This window comes from Pseudarthrobacter sp. YAF2, from assembly GCF_052113345.1.
Classification (GTDB): domain Bacteria; phylum Actinomycetota; class Actinomycetes; order Actinomycetales; family Micrococcaceae; genus Arthrobacter.
The window spans coordinates 48,748-63,206 of sequence record NZ_JBFRDA010000021.1; the positions used below are offsets into that span (position 1 = coordinate 48,748).

Here is a 14,459-nt window from a genome sequence, read left to right on the forward strand (position 1 = left end):
TTGACCGCCGTGTCTTCGGCCCCGGTGCCCGCCCCGATTTCAGCGCGCCAAGTACTGCCTGGCGTGACACCTGCCGGGCCGGCAACATGGCTGCCAGGACGCAGGCCGCCAGGCCCATGGCAGCAGCGGCCAGTGTCATGGGGACGTCCGGGTGCAGGCCCGCCAGCCGGACGGATCCGGTCAGCCGGACCAGATGGACGACGACGGCAGCGGCTCCCAGCCCCACCGCGGCCCCGGCGGCAACAGCGATGCCGCCAAGCCACAGTCCGCCCGCCGTGACCACCGCGCGGACGGTGGGGCTTTCCGCCCCGGAGGAAGACAGGAGCGCCAGTTCGCGCACCTGCTGCTTGGCTCCCACGGCGAAGGCGGCGCCGGCCAGCAGGCCCACCTCCAGGAGTGCGAGCGCGCCGACCAGGCCGAAGGTGGCGTAGACGGCCACCAAGGCCGAGGAGTCATCGCGGGGCTGCGAACCCGGAACGACGCGCTGATCGAGGGGCGGCGGGTCCTGAACCACGCTGCGGGACAACACAGCCACGCCCTTACTGTTGGCGTACTTGATGTATTCCCACGTCACGGGCTCAGGCCCCACCAGGTAATACGACACCGACAGGTGGGACTGCGGGCCAGGGGCAAGATCCGCCGGCACCTGGTTGGACTGCAGGTACAGGAAGCTGTTGCTGTCTGCCGAGCCGGCGTCGCGGACGGTGCCCACCGGGACAAAGGTTCCTGCCGACGTCGTGAACTCCTGGCCCAAGGCGAGGTGGAAGCGGGCCAGCAGCCCGGGTGAGGCGAGGACCTCCGCTCCGCCGTGCGGAGGCCGCCCGTCCAGGAGCGTGTACTTGCCGGCGAAGGCCGGGTTGAGAGCGTCCACTTCCCTGCCCTGCAGTGATACAAGGGCTTTCCCCACGCCGGTGGTCAGCTGCAGCAGGCGCTGTGGCAGGACCTCGTAGCCGGCGGGCAGGACATCGCGGGGGTCTGTGGGCTTGAAATCGGGGTCATGGCGGCCGGTACTGGAGGCCACCATGGCGTCATTGAGCGGGTCCTGGAGCGAATCGGGACCCGGAACCGGCAGCGCGCTGAACCGGGCCTGCGTGCCGCCAAGTTCGTAGTCCACGATTTCCGCGGGCGTCCGCTGTGAGCTCTGGTAGAGGGTGGCGGCGCCGGTCATCCCGGCCACCGGCACCATGATCAGCAGGATGATCAGAAGGGACCGCCCCTTGTGGCGCGCGATGTCGCGGCGCGCCAGCCGCAAGGCAAGCCGAAGGCTGCTCCGGCGGCCATGGGGCGCCGGAGCCAGGTCCAACGGCATCAGAGGCCGGCCTGGGTGAGGAGCATGGTGGGGTCGTGCATCGCGGTGGCCTGGTCGATGATCCTGCCATCCCGCAGGAAGACCACCCTGTCAGCCCAGGCGGCATGACGCGCCTCATGGGTAACAAGCATGACGGCGGCGCCGGCGTCGGCACGGGACCGCAGGACCTCCATGACACCCTGGCCGGTGGTGGAGTCCAGGGCGCCGGTGGGTTCGTCGGCCAAGATCAGCCGCCGCTGGCCGACGATGGCCCGGGCGATGGCCACCCGCTGCTGCTGGCCGCCGGACATCTGGTCCATGTACCGGTGGGCGAGCTCCGGTATCCCTACCTGCCGGAGCGCGTCAGCTGCCTGCCGGTGCGCCTTCCTGGCCGTCGTCCCGTCCAGCTCCAGCGGCAGCGCCACGTTCTCCTCGGCCGTCAGTGTGGGGACCAGGTTGAAGTCCTGGAACACGTACCCCACCGCGCGCCGGCGCAGCCGGGCCAGCTCGTTCAGGCCCAGCCCTGCCAAGGGCGTGGACTCCACGAAGACAGCGCCCGACGTCGGGCGGTCCAGGCCGCCGGCAAGGGCCAGCAGGGAGGACTTGCCGGAGCCTGAGGGGCCCATGACGGCGACGAACTCCCCCGCGTCGATGGTGAGGTCCACGTCGCGAAGCGCGGCGACCGCCGTCGCGCCTTCGCCGAACGTCCTGCCGACTTTCGCGAGCTCAAGGACCTGCTGCGGCCCCTGCACGCTCACCGGCGGCTGTCCGCGTTCAGCGGGGCGTCTTCCGTGGCCCCGTTGGACGTCTTCCGTGCAGTTGCCGCGGCGGCGGACTGCGCCTGCTGGACCATCCTGGCCTCGCAGAGGTCCAGCCAACGGACCTCCGCTTCGGTTTGGAAGATCAGTGAGTCAAGCACCAGCAGCCAGGCGGTGTCCGCGGCGCGCTGGTTCGCCGCCGTGTCGCGGCGGGCCTTGGTGTAATCCTGCAGGGCCCTGATGGACGCCACCCGCTGGGCCTGGATGATGGCCTGGACGTCGACGCCGGGCAGGGTCACGGCGAGCGCGAGCTTGATGGCGAGTTCGTTGCGCGGCGGGTTGTTGCGCTCGACCGGCGCTGCGAACCAGCTCCGGACCTCGGCTTTGCCGGCCGGGGTGATGCTGTAGACCACGTGGCCCTCGCCGTCGTCGCCGTCCTTGGCCACCAGCGCATCGCGTTCGAGCCGGTCCAGTGTGGTGTACACCTGCCCGATGTTCAGGGGCCAGGTGGCCCCGGTGCGGTTCTCGAACTCGACCCGCAGCTGGTAGCCGTAGCGCGGCTGGTCCTGCAGCAGGGCGAGAAGGCTGTGGCGTATGGACATTGCGCTCCCCCGGGCTGGTGATTACCGGTATGCACGAGCCCCCAAGACCCGTGCATACCGCGTATAGGCAAGACTAACGCGGCGGAACGACCCTGGCAATACTGAGTATCTAAGCCCTACATAACCAGCAGGACCTTGCCCACGTGGTCCCCGCTGTCGAAGTAGCGGTGGGCCGCGCCGACCTGGTCCAGCGGGAAGGTTTTGGCGACGAGCGGGCGGATCCTGCCATCCACGATCAGCGGCCAGACGGCGTCCCGGACGGCGGTCATGATCGCCCCCTTCTCCGCCACGGGCCTGGGCCGCAGGGCCGTGGCAACGACGGCCGCGCGCTTCTTCAACAGCAGCCCCAGGTCCAGTTCCCCCTTGGTGCCGCCCTGCAGCCCGATCACAATGAGCCGCCCGTAATCCGCGAGCGCCTCCACGTTTTGCTGGAGATACTTTGCACCCACGACGTCCAGGATGACGTCCGCGCCCTTGCCGTCATTTTGGCGCCGGAGGCTCTCAGGAAAGTCCTCCTCCGTGTAGTTGATGGCGATGTCCGCACCGAGGAACGCCTTGGCGGTGCCCACCTTCTCGGCCGTGCCGGCCGTGGTGGCAACCTTGGCGCCAAACGCCTTGGCGAGCTGGATGGCCATGGTGCCGATTCCGCCCGTAGCGCCATGGATCAGGACGGTCTCACCTGGCTGAAGCTGCGCCGTCATGATCAGGTTGGAGTACACCGTAGCCGCCACTTCAGGCAGGGAGGCCGCTGTGACCAGGTCAACCCCTTCGGGCACGCGCAGCACCTGCTCGGCCGGAACCGCCACCTGCCGGGCGTAACCGCCGCCTGCCAGCAGCGCCACCACCTTGTCCCCCACCGAGAAGGGCTTGCTGACGCCGGGGCCGAAGCCCGCGATCCGGCCTGATACTTCCAGCCCGGGGATCTCGGAGGCGCCAGGGGGCGGCGGGTAGAAGCCGCGGCGCTGCTGGACGTCGGCCCGGTTCAAGCCGGCAGCCACCACATCGATCAGCACTTCCCCCTGGCCGGGTACCGGCGCATCCACGTCGCGGACTTCCAGCACTTCCGGGCCGCCCGGTTCCGTAATGTAGACGGCTTTCATGGACCTCTCCCGTTCCTGATTCAAATCCTGGCTGCAACCAGTGTGCACCGGGCTCCTGCCCGCGGCCTGTTTTGTTGCAGGCAAGTGCCTATGAAACACTACTAGCTGAGGAAGGTTGTCCGAGCGGCCGAAGGAGCTGGTCTTGAAAACCAGTGTGCGGTAACCCCGTACCAAGAGTTCGAATCTCTTACCTTCCGCAAGGGAACCCCTGGCAGCCGGCACCGGCTGCGAGGGGTTTTTTGCTTTAAGCTCCCCGGGCCTGCCCGCACGGCTGACACCAGGATGCGCCATTGAGCCTTGGTGGGTTACGCCCTGGACAGGATGGCTGCCGCGATTTCGTCGGCATCGCGGAGCGTGCGCTGGCCGCTGCGGTAGGCCGGGCCGCCCGGCTGGAGGGCTTCGGCGGCGATTGCGGTGCCCCATTGTGCCGAGGACAACTGCAGTCCCAGCACGAACAGGCCCCCGGTCACAGACCCGTTGGCCCCCACCGGCCGGTACGGGTGGGGCTCAACGTCCAGTCCGGTGGACTCCACCGGGGCGCCTTCGGCGGTCATCATCAGCTTGGACCTGACCAGCCCGTCGGCCAGCAGCTGCTCGAGCAGGGGGGAATCGTTGGCTGACACCCGGTTGCCCGGGGCCAACGCTTCCACCATGGTCCGCGCCGTGGCCGGCGGACCGGAAACCCACGGGGAGGAAGCCGTAAACGACGCCGCTTTCCGGTCCACGCCGAATTTGGGGTCCGGCCCAACAAAGCTGACCACCCCCGCCCGGGCCAGCGCGGCGAGCTGTTCGGAACGCAGCGCCGGCGGTCCGCTGGCCAGGCCCTCCACGAAGGACTCAAACCAGCCGCGCAGTCCGGCCACCCAGGATTCGTCGGTGATGCCGCCGTCGGCCACTGCCGTTTTGAGGACGGCGCGTCCGTGGTGCAGGGCGCCGATGGCCATCTTGACCGGATCTTCCTCCCCCAGCGCGGAACGGCGTGCATCGTCGAGCAGGAACTCCACCACGGCGGCGTCGTGCTCGGCCCGGGAGGCATAAGACCGGCCGGCCAGCGGAGACGCCAGGCCCCGCAGGTCCAGGCGGTGCCTGGGGCCGACGTGGACGGCAAGGACGCTCTCCACCCCGTCCTCCCACTTCACGGCACTGTGCGCATGCGGCTGCAGGGCTTCCTCCAGCGCGGCAAGGAATGCCGGCGCGTCAGGTACCGCTCCCGGCTGCGAGCGCACCAACGTGGAGTAGTAGGCCCACAGGGCGTCGCGGTGCAGCAGCGGCCACAAGTCATGGTCGAACGAGGGCCGGATTCCTGCCTTGGCCAGCCGCCCGATGGCGGCCCCGGTGAGGTAGCGCAGCCTGACGGAGGGTGCGTAGTAGCCGTCCAGGGCAGCCTTGGCGCGGTATGGGGTGCCACGCCGGGAGGCCGCAATGATCAACGGTTCCTGGCCCGACGGCTCATACTCAAGCCGGTTGCCGGTGGAGACGAACTTCCCGCCGCGGCCCTCGGTGAGCTGGCCCATGGTGTCAAAGAAGTTCAGCCCCATGCCGCGGACCAGGACAGGTTCGCCGGCCGGGACCCGGGACCACTCCACATCCGCGGGCGCGGCGGGCGGAAAGTACTGCAAACCCAGCCGCGCGGCCGAGTCCTGGAGGTCGCGCTGTTCAGGGTTCAGCCGGGAAGGGATGTGCCCCAGGGCGAGCACCACGGAGTTGGCCCTGATGGTTTCCCCGGCGGCCAGGCCGACGTCGAACATTCCGTCCGCGGCTGGGCGCACCCACAGCGCTGACGTTTCGTGGAATTCGATGGTGACGCCGTCGGGGGCCTTGGCCAGCACCTCCTCCAGGGTGCTGCGAAGGTACCGGCCGTACAGGGCGCGGCTGGGGAAATCAGGCGAGCCCAGTACCGCAATTTCCGCCCGTTCGTCATCGGTGAGGGCCGGCAGCGGATCCTGCTGCTGCCGCAGCCGCCACTGGTCGAACGTGGTGCCTGCAACGGGCGCGGGCAGCGCCGGGTCCTCGGGAATCAGCGTGGGGTAGAAGGACTGGGTGTTCATGAGGAACAGACGGGACTGCCCAGGCTGCCACACGTGCCCGGCGCCCGCCGGGTAAGGGTCCACGACGTCGATGTGGAGCCGCACAAGGCGTCCCGCCGCGGCGGTGTGGGCGAGCAGCCGCTCCAGCACACTGGTGCCCCGGGGGCCGGCGCCGATGATGACGGCCCGGTTGCTCTGCGATAATTCCACGCCATCCAGCGTACGGGCTCAAAGCAACCGGCGCCCCGGACGCTTGACTTGCCAGCCTTGGGGGATGTTGTTTGGATGGGGCGCATGACCACCACAGCAGCTGATCAAGCGTCCGGTCCCGGCCGGGACACCCCCGTTACCGCATCCCCGGGAGCCGCTCCCGAACCAGTCGACGAGAATGTGTGGCTGGAGGACATCTATGGCGAGGAGCAGCTGGCCTGGGTCAAGGAGCAGAACTCCCGCACCGAAGACCTTCTCGAGGGCGCTGACTACGCGGAACTGGAATCGGGCATCCTCGAAGTCCTGGATTCCACCGACCGGATCGCCATGGTGGGCAAGCGCGGCGACTGGTACTACAACTTCTGGAAGGACCGGCAGAACCCCAAGGGCCTCTGGCGCCGGACCACGTGGGAGAGCTACTGCACCGATTCCCCGGAATGGGACGTCCTGCTGGACGTTGACGCGCTGGCCACGGCCGAAGGCGAAGAGTGGGTTTTCCACGGCGCCACGTTCCTGCGCCCCGCTGCGGGCGAACCTTACCGGCTGGCACTGCTGGCCCTCTCCCCCGACGGCGGCGACGCAAACAGGTACCGCGAGTTCGACGTCGAGGCACGCGGCTTCGTGGATCCGGCGCAGGGAGGATTCGACCTGCCGACGGCCAAAGGCAATGTGTCATGGCTGGACTCCGACACCCTGCTGGTCGCCTCCACCGCGGCCGGCCTGCCCAAAACGGCGTCCTCGTACGCCCGGACGGCGGTGACCCTCAAGCGCGGCGATTCGCTGGCCGACGCTCCACGCCTGTTGGAGGTGCCGGAGGACCACATGATGGCCATCGTGGCGCACGATTCCACCCCCGGCTTTGAGCGGACGTTCGCGGTGGACTATATCGACTTCTTCAACCGCACCAACCTGGTGCTGCGGGGCGACGAGTGGGTGCCGATCGACGTGCCCACGGACGTCAACGTCAGCGCCCACCGCGAATGGCTGCTCTTCCGTCCGCAGCAGGACTGGGCCGTGGACGGCACCACCTACCCGTCCGGGGCCCTGCTCGCCGCAGGATTCGAGGATTACCTCGCGGGCCACCGGCACCTCACGGTCCTGTTTACGCCCGATTCGCACACCTCGCTGCAGTCCTGGAGCTGGACGCGGAACTTCCTGCTGCTCAACCTGCTCAGGGACGTTTCGTCGGAGATCCGGGTGCTGGATCCCTCCCGGCCGGCCGACGGCGGCTGGGCGGCCACTCCCCTGGACGCCTGCCCGCCCCTGCACGACGTGAACGCCTACGCCGTGGACGACGAGGACGATGAGCCAGCCAACGGCGGAGCGGGCGATGACTTTTGGCTCATCGCCACGGGCTTCACCACCCCCACCACCCTGATGCGCGGCACCCTGGAGCGGAGCGTTCCGGACGGGGACGGCGACGGAACCCCCGGCGTAGTGAGCCGGCACGCGGCCATCAAGGCCTCGCCGTCCTTCTTCGCTGACGGCGACTATGAGGTGGAGCAGCACTTCGCCGTGTCCGACGACGGGACCCGGGTCCCGTATTTCCAGGTAGCCCCGCGCGGGTTGGCTTTGGACGGGCAAAACCCCACGCAGCTGTCCGGCTACGGCGGATTTGAAGTCTCACGGACCCCCGCATACAGCGGCACGGTCGGCCGGGCCTGGCTGGAGCGGCGGACGGCCTTGTCGGACGGCAGCGACGGGAAGGCGCCGCACTCGCGCGGCGGTGTGTACGTGGTGGCGAACATCCGCGGCGGCGGCGAGTACGGGCCGGCCTGGCACCGTGCCGCGCTGAAGGAAAACCGGCATAAGGCGTACCAGGACTTCGCAGCGGTGGCCCGGGACCTGATCTTCCGCGGAGTGACCTCCCCGCAGCGGCTCGGCTGCGTGGGCGGTTCCAACGGCGGCCTCCTCGTGGGGAACATGCTCACCCGCTACCCGGAACTCTTCAGGGCGGTTTCCTGCGGCGTGCCCCTGCTGGACATGCGCCGGTACACCAAGCTTTCGGCCGGGCATTCCTGGATCGCCGAGTACGGCGACCCGGATGTTCCCGAACAGTGGGAGTACATCCGGACTTTTTCGCCGTACCACCTGCTCAAGGACGCGGTGGAATACCCTGAAACCTTCATCTGGACGGCAACCTCGGACGACCGCGTGGGCCCGGTCCAGGCGCGGAAGATGGCCGCCCGGATGCTGGCCATGGGAATCCCCAACGTATGGTTCCACGAAGCGTTGGAGGGCGGCCACGCCGGCGCCTCCGACAACCGGCAGGCAGCGGCGCTGCAGGCCCGCAGCCAGCATTTCCTCTGGAAGGCGCTGGCGGGCTGAATGGCGGCCTTGGTGACGGTCCGGAGGGCTGTGGCCGGGGACATTGAGCAACTGGCCCAAGTACACATCCGCTGCTGGCGGGAAACGTACCGGGGAATGTTGAGCGACGCTTTCCTGGCCTCGGTGGATCCCGCAGGGCGGCTTGTCCTGTGGCGGCACCTGCTGGACCGCCCGGACCCCGCCGAGGCGTGGGTGGCATGCGACGGCGGGACAGTCGTGGGGTTCGCCGGCCGGCGGCGGCTGCCGGCCCTGGGTTCCCCCGAAGGGCACCAGCCGCCGGCTTCCGGCGACCTGGAGCTGTGGGGGTTGTACCTGTTGGCCTCGCATCAAGGCCGCGGCCTTGGCCGCCAGCTGCTGACCGTTGCGTTGGCCACCGATGCGGCGAGCCTCTGGGTGGCGGCCGGGAACAGCAAGGCCATCAGTTTCTACCGCCGCTTCGGCTTTGAACCTGACGGCGCCAAGGATGTTCTTGCTGACTGGGAGGACCTGCCCGAAATTCGGATGGTCCGCGCGGAGCAACGCCTTCCCTAGGGCGTCCTGGCCCCGATTTCCGGACCCCGCGGGCTTGGCGTGGCACCGTTGTGCCCGGCCGGTTTGACCGGCCGGGCACCGTTTTGCACTGCATGGCCGGATCTGCGTATCCTTGGTGGGCTAGGAATAGCAATTGGAGACGTGCCAGAGCGGCCGAATGGACTTCACTGCTAATGAAGGGTCGGGGTTAAACTCGACCGGGGGTTCAAATCCCCCCGTCTCCGCGTTTGGCCCCGGTCCCCGGACCGGGGCCTTTTGCGTTCCCGGCCCCTGCGCCTGCTCCCTGCCGACGACAGCGGTTGGTTGGAATGCGCTGTCCGCAGACCGGACGCGGAGGGCGCTGCGCCGGGGCGGGTGGCAGGATTGGCGCATGGCGGCACGCAGCAACTCACCCCAGCCGGAAGGCACCCGGACGGCATGGAATCCTCGCCTGGCACTCCTGGTGGCGGCGACCTTCTTCATGGAGTTCCTTGACGGGACGGTCCTCACCACCGCCATCCCCAGCATTTCGGCGGACTTCGCCATCCCCGCCGCCGACGTGAACATCACCATGACCGCGTACCTGCTGACGGTCGCCATCGGCATTCCGCTCAGCGGCTGGCTGGCGGAACGCTTTGGTGCCCGCCGGATCTTCTGCCTGGCAATCGCCGTCTTCACCCTCGCTTCGCTGGCCTGCGCCCTCAGCCAGGACCTCACTACACTGACCCTGAGCCGCATCGCCCAGGGTGCGGGCGGGGCCATGATGGTCCCGGTGGGCACCCTGGTGGTACTGCGCGGCACACCCAAGTCCGAGTTGCTGCGCGCCACCGCGTTCCTGGTGTGGCCCGGGCTCCTGGCACCGGTCCTCGCCCCGCTGGTGGGTGGCGCGCTCACCACGTACCTGTCCTGGCACTGGATCTTCCTGGTCAACCTTCCCCTCGGTGCCGCCGCATTCGTGGCCTCGCTCCGGCTGGTCCCGGTGGCGCCGGGCGATCCCGGCCGGCGCTTGGACTGGCCCGGCATGGCGCTGACCACCGTCGGGGTGGGAGCGCTCGTGGCCGGCCTGGAGCTTGCCAGCAGCCACCCCGAGCTGCCCTGGGCCGGGATCAGCGCCGCCGCCGGGGCCGCAGCCCTGACGGGGGCCGTGGTGTGGATGCGGCGCACCCCGCATCCGCTGTTCAACCTGCAGGTCTTCCGCACCCGGACGTTCCGTGCCATGGCTACGGGCGGGTTCGTGTACCGGGTGACCATCAGCTCGGTGCCGTTCCTGCTGCCGCTCATGTTCCAGGCCGGGTTCGGCTGGAGCCCCTTGCACGCCGGCGCGCTGGTGGCCGCGGTGTTCATCGGAAACATCGGCATTAAGCCGGCCACCACGCCGCTGATCCGGAAGTTTGGCTTCAAGGCCATGCTGGTGTTTGCCTCGCTGGCATCCGCCGTGACCTTCGCCGCGTGCGCCCTGCTGTCAGCTGCGACCCCGGAGGCCCTGATGTTTGTGCTGCTGGTGTGCAGCGGCGCCTTCCGCTCCATCGGCTTTTCGGCGTATGCGTCCGTCCAGTACGCGGACATCCCGCCCGCGCAACTGACCTCCGCCAACACAGTCTCAGCAACCCTGGTGCAGCTGGCAACGGGCTCGGGTATCGCCGTCGCCGCGCTGCTGATCCGGACTTTTGACGGGGTTTCCCTCGGGCACCAGGACGCCGCCGGACCGTTCCGGGCCGCGTTCCTGGCCATGGCCGTCCTGATGCTGGCCAGCACCGCGGACAGCATCCTGCTGCCGCGGCACGCGGGGGCGGCGGTGAGCCAGCGGGGACACCGGACGGACTCCGGCGGCCGGCCCGGTACCGGCGGCCCTGCGGTCAGCCCGCCTGCGCCAGAACCAAAGGAAGCACCGCTCCCGCCCCGGCCTGGCGAAGGACGCGCCCGGCGACCGTAAGGGTCCACCGGCTGTCGGTAAGGTCATCAATCAGCATGACCGCCTGGCCCTGGACAGACTGCAGCGCGGCCTCGAGCTCGGGTCCCACCACCAGCCGGTCCCACACCCCGGCCAGCCGGTACGCACTGTTCCCGCCCCGGCCGCCGGTGGGACCGCCATGGGCCAACTCCAGCTCGCCCAGGTAGGGGATGCGCCCGATGTCCGAGATCCCGCGGGCCAGCGAACCCACCAGCTGCGGCTTGCTCCGTGAGGGGATGCTGACGATCGCAGCAGGCCTGCCTGCCCCGCTCCACCCAGGGTTCCGTGCATCTCCCGTGCCCCATTCGCGCAGCACCTGCACACAGGCCTGGAGCATCCCGGGATCCGCCGGCCGGTCCTGCGCACCGGCGGCGAACAGCTCCCGCAGGGCCCCGCCCCAGCCCAGATCCGTCAGCCGGGCGAGGACACGGCCCTCCGAAAGGCCTTCCGCGGGCTTCAGTTTGCCTTTCACCGGAACTCCCAGGCGGTCCATGCCGCTGGGCCACTGCAGGCGCGGCTCCAGGACTCCGCCCGCCCTGCTCAGGGTCTGGTTTGCGGCCGCTGTGGCATCGGCCGCAACGTCGGCGGGGAACCATTGGCCTGCACAGTTGTCGCAGCGCCCGCAGGGCCGCGCCGTCTCATCGTCAAGGACCGAGGTGATGTACTCCATCCGGCAGCCCGCGGTGTCCTGGTAGATCACCATGGAGTCCTGCTCGTCCACGCGCGCCTCAGCGATCCGGCGGTAACGCTCGGCATCGTAGGTCCAGGGCTGCCCGGTGCAGCGCCAGCCACCGCCTACCCGTTCTACGGCACCGTCCACGGAAAGTACCTTCAGCAGCAACTCGAGCGGCGTACGCCGCAGGTCCACCCTGGCTTCCAGTGCCACCGTTGACAGGGCCGTTCCGGCATCGGCCAATGCGGTCAGCACGGCCCCCGCTTTCTCCTCGGACGGCATGGACGCCGTGGCGAAGTATTGCCAGATTTCGCGGTCCTCGGACCCGGGCAGCAGCAGGACGTCGGCGTTCGCGGCGCCACGGCCTGCGCGGCCCACCTGCTGGTAGTAGGCCACGGGCGACGACGGCGCGCCCAGGTGGACAACGAAGCCGAGGTCCGGCTTGTCGAAGCCCATTCCCAGTGCCGAGGTGGCAACCAGCGCCTTGACCTGGTTGTCCTTCAGCAGTTGCTCGGCCCGTTCCCGGTCAGCCGGATCGGTCCGGCCGGTGTAGGAAAGCACGTGGTGACCTGCCTCAGCCAACAGCCTGGCGGTGTCCTCCGCTGCCGAAACCGTGAGCGTATAGATGATTCCGCTGCCGGGGAGGTCTGAGAGGTGCGTCAGCAGCCAGCCCAGGCGCGCTTTGGAATCGGGAAGTGACAGGACGCCGAGACGCAGCGAGTCACGGCCCAGTGCGCCGCGGATGGTCAGGACCCCAGCACCGAGCTGCTCTTCGATATCGTGCACAACCCGTGAGTTGGCCGTGGCGGTGGTGGCCAGGACCGGAACGGAATCCGGCAGGCGCGTGATGAGGTCGGCGATGCGGCGGTAGTCGGGGCGGAAGTCGTGGCCCCAGTCGGAGATGCAGTGGGCTTCGTCGATCACCAGGAGGCCGGTCCGGCGCAGGAGCTCGGGCAGCTGGTTTTCGCGGAAGGCGGGGTTGGTCAGCCGTTCCGGGGAGACCAGGAGGACGTCCACCTCATCGGCGGCCAACTGCTCACAGACCGTGTCCCACTCCAGCTGGTTGGCGGAGTTGATGGCCACGGCGCGCACCCCGGCCCTCGCCGCGGCGGCCACCTGGTCCCGCATCAGGGCGAGCAAGGGCGAGACGATCAGCGTGGGGCCCGCGCCCCGGCGCCGCAGCAGCAGGGACGCCACGAAGTACACGGCAGATTTTCCCCAGCCGGTGCGCTGGACCACCAAAGCCCGCCTCCCGGCGTCGACCAATGCCTCAATGGCTTCAAACTGCCCGTCGTGGAAAACTGCACCGGGATGCCCCACCAGGCCGCGAAGGACCTCCAACGCTTCGGCGTGGGTGGCGGTGCCCGGCGTGCCAGGACCTTCCGTGTCTGCAACAGCGGTAGTGGCAAGTGTGGACGTGTACTGGTTATCGGCCATTGATTCAGTATCCCAGCACCCCCTGACAGCCGGCACAGCCCCGGGCTGCTATGTGGAAAGCGGCCGCCCGTGCGCCGGATGCGTGCAGCTGTTACGAAAGTGCGCCCGAAACCAGCTTGGCTGACTGCGCCGCCGACGTAAGATAAAGCCCGTGACTAGCGAACAGACAACGACATTTGATCTCTCGGCATCCTTCAAGGCCTACGACGTCCGTGGGATTGTGGGCGAATCGATCACCGCCGAAATCGTCGAAGCCGTGGGGGCCGCGTTCGTGGACGTCCTCAAGCTCGAAGGGCAGACCATCGTGGTGGGCGGCGACATGCGCCCCTCCTCCCCCGAGTTCACCAAGGCCTTCGCCAACGGAGCGGCAACGCGGGGCGCCAACGTGGAGCTGCTGGACCTGATTTCCACCGATGAGCTGTACTTTGCCTGCGGTTTCCTCAACCGCGCCGGCGCAACCTTCACCGCCAGCCACAACCCTGCCGCGTACAACGGCATCAAGATGTCCAAAGCCGGCGCCGTCCCGATTTCCTCCGAAACCGGCCTCAAGGAGATCCAGGCCCTCTCGGAGCAGTACCTCAACTCCGGTTCCATCCCCGCCGCCGGCGCCCGTGGCAGCATCAGCGTCCGCGACGTCCTCAAGGATTACTCCGAGTACCTCCGCAAGCTGGTTGACCTCTCGGCCTCCCGCCCGTTGAAGGTGGTGGTGGACGCCGGCAACGGCATGGCAGGCCTGACCACTCCCGCCGTTCTGGGCGACGCGCTGCTGCCCAAACTGCCGTTCGACATTGTTCCGCTGTACTTCGAACTGGACGGCTCCTTCCCCAACCACCCCGCCAACCCGCTGGAGCCGGAAAACCTCCGCGACCTGCAGGCAGCGGTCATCAAGCACGGTGCGGACATCGGCCTGGCCTTCGACGGCGACGCCGACCGCTGCTTCGTCATCGACGAGAAGGGCGAGCCCGTTTCGCCGTCGGCCATCACCGGGATGGTGGCCCGCCGCGAGATCGCCCGCGCCCAGGCACAGGGCGAAGAAAAGCCCACGATCATCCATAACCTCCTCACTTCCCGTGCTGTTGCCGAACTGGTGGAGCACGACGGCGGACGCGCTGTCCGGACGCGTGTGGGCCACTCGTTCATCAAGGCGGTCATGGCAGAGGAAGGCGCCGTGTTCGGCGGCGAGCATTCCGCGCACTTCTACTTCCGCGATTTCTGGAACGCGGACACCGGAATGCTGGCAGCCATGCATGTGCTTGCAGCGCTGGGCGAGCAGGATGGCCCGCTCTCTGAGTTGGCACGCGAATACGAACCCTATGTCAGCTCCGGCGAGATCAACTCCGAGGTGGATGACAAGCCGGCGGCGGTGGAGCGGGTGCGCCGGGCCTTCGCCGACGAGGACCTCACCATCGACACCCTGGACGGCAGCACGTTCACGGCCAACGACGGCAGCTACTGGTTCAACCTCCGGCCGTCCAACACTGAACCGTTCCTGCGGCTCAATGCCGAGGCCACGGACCGCGCCACCATGGAGCGCGTCCGCGACCGTGTCCTCTCCCTGGTACGGGCCTAGCAGCG

Annotated in this window: 9 protein-coding genes, 2 tRNA genes and 1 pseudogene; 6 read left to right on the forward strand and 6 right to left on the reverse strand. The window is 68.6% G+C overall.

The genetic code is table 11. The features are described from left to right. Positions 1–70 precede the first annotated feature (70 nt). The 4 genes and pseudogenes from AB4Y79_RS19215 to AB4Y79_RS19230 form a co-directional block, all read right to left on the reverse strand. Positions 71–1,309 (reverse strand): annotated as a pseudogene (locus AB4Y79_RS19215) (hypothetical protein); the annotation flags it as partial. Beyond that, the gene (locus tag AB4Y79_RS19220) at positions 1,309–2,046 is read right to left on the reverse strand and encodes an ABC transporter ATP-binding protein (RefSeq protein ID WP_441865247.1); all 738 of its coding nucleotides are present in this window, start codon (positions 2,044–2,046) and stop codon (positions 1,309–1,311) included. The gene AB4Y79_RS19220 and the pseudogene AB4Y79_RS19215, both read right to left, overlap by 1 nt. Further along, positions 2,043–2,648 carry a PadR family transcriptional regulator gene (locus AB4Y79_RS19225; RefSeq protein ID WP_441865250.1) on the reverse strand — a complete coding sequence of 202 codons (606 nt, stop codon included), beginning with the start codon at positions 2,646–2,648 and terminating at the stop codon, positions 2,043–2,045. Before AB4Y79_RS19225 ends, AB4Y79_RS19220 begins: the two co-directional genes overlap by 4 nt. 116 nt (positions 2,649–2,764) lie before the next feature. Continuing rightward, positions 2,765–3,748 carry an NAD(P)H-quinone oxidoreductase gene (locus tag AB4Y79_RS19230; RefSeq protein WP_441865253.1) on the reverse strand — a complete coding sequence of 328 codons (984 nt, stop codon included), beginning with the start codon at positions 3,746–3,748 and terminating at the stop codon, positions 2,765–2,767. 109 nt (positions 3,749–3,857) lie between these two features. Between AB4Y79_RS19230 and AB4Y79_RS19235 the strand changes: the two genes are divergently transcribed. Beyond that, positions 3,858–3,945 (forward strand) — tRNA-Ser (locus tag AB4Y79_RS19235). 108 nt (positions 3,946–4,053) lie between these two features. Here AB4Y79_RS19235 and AB4Y79_RS19240 read toward each other — a convergent pair. Beyond that, the gene (locus AB4Y79_RS19240; RefSeq protein ID WP_441865255.1) at positions 4,054–5,985 is read right to left on the reverse strand and encodes an FAD/NAD(P)-binding protein; all 1,932 of its coding nucleotides are present in this window, start codon (positions 5,983–5,985) and stop codon (positions 4,054–4,056) included. Positions 5,986–6,069: 84 nt separating this feature from the next. Between AB4Y79_RS19240 and AB4Y79_RS19245 the strand changes: the two genes are divergently transcribed. The 4 genes from AB4Y79_RS19245 to AB4Y79_RS19260 all read left to right on the forward strand — a co-directional run bounded on the left by AB4Y79_RS19245 (position 6,070) and on the right by AB4Y79_RS19260 (position 10,756). Beyond that, on the forward strand, positions 6,070–8,313 hold the full coding sequence (locus AB4Y79_RS19245; RefSeq protein ID WP_441865258.1) for a prolyl oligopeptidase family serine peptidase: 2,244 nt from the start codon (positions 6,070–6,072) through the stop codon (positions 8,311–8,313). Further along, positions 8,314–8,844, forward strand: a complete 531-nt coding sequence (locus tag AB4Y79_RS19250; protein WP_441865261.1) for a GNAT family N-acetyltransferase — start codon at positions 8,314–8,316, stop codon at positions 8,842–8,844. A 135-nt stretch (positions 8,845–8,979) separates the two neighbouring features. Continuing rightward, positions 8,980–9,068 (forward strand) — tRNA-Ser (locus AB4Y79_RS19255). 146 nt (positions 9,069–9,214) lie between these two features. After that, the gene (locus tag AB4Y79_RS19260) at positions 9,215–10,756 is read left to right on the forward strand and encodes an MFS transporter (RefSeq protein ID WP_441865264.1); all 1,542 of its coding nucleotides are present in this window, start codon (positions 9,215–9,217) and stop codon (positions 10,754–10,756) included. On the opposite strand, the gene AB4Y79_RS19265 is transcribed toward AB4Y79_RS19260, so the two are convergent. After that, positions 10,680–12,884: a RecQ family ATP-dependent DNA helicase gene (locus AB4Y79_RS19265; RefSeq protein ID WP_441865267.1), complete on the reverse strand. Its 2,205-nt coding sequence runs from the start codon at positions 12,882–12,884 to the stop codon at positions 10,680–10,682. The genes AB4Y79_RS19260 and AB4Y79_RS19265 overlap by 77 nt on opposite strands. A 151-nt stretch (positions 12,885–13,035) precedes the next feature. Here AB4Y79_RS19265 and AB4Y79_RS19270 point away from each other — a divergent pair, with 151 nt between their 5' ends. Then, positions 13,036–14,454: a phosphomannomutase/phosphoglucomutase gene (locus AB4Y79_RS19270; RefSeq protein ID WP_441865270.1), complete on the forward strand. Its 1,419-nt coding sequence runs from the start codon at positions 13,036–13,038 to the stop codon at positions 14,452–14,454. Positions 14,455–14,459 lie beyond the last annotated feature (5 nt).

Coding starts and splice junctions, on each gene's coding strand:
- AB4Y79_RS19230 (WP_441865253.1), bottom strand. CDS start 3,748: ATGAAAGCCGTCTACATTACGGAACCGGGCGGCCCGGAAGTGCTGGAA.
- AB4Y79_RS19250 (WP_441865261.1), top strand. CDS start 8,314: ATGGCGGCCTTGGTGACGGTCCGGAGGGCTGTGGCCGGGGACATTGAG.
- AB4Y79_RS19260 (WP_441865264.1), top strand. CDS start 9,215: ATGGCGGCACGCAGCAACTCACCCCAGCCGGAAGGCACCCGGACGGCA.
- AB4Y79_RS19265 (WP_441865267.1), bottom strand. CDS start 12,884: ATGGCCGATAACCAGTACACGTCCACACTTGCCACTACCGCTGTTGCA.
- AB4Y79_RS19245 (WP_441865258.1), top strand. CDS start 6,070: ATGACCACCACAGCAGCTGATCAAGCGTCCGGTCCCGGCCGGGACACC.
- AB4Y79_RS19225 (WP_441865250.1), bottom strand. CDS start 2,648: ATGTCCATACGCCACAGCCTTCTCGCCCTGCTGCAGGACCAGCCGCGC.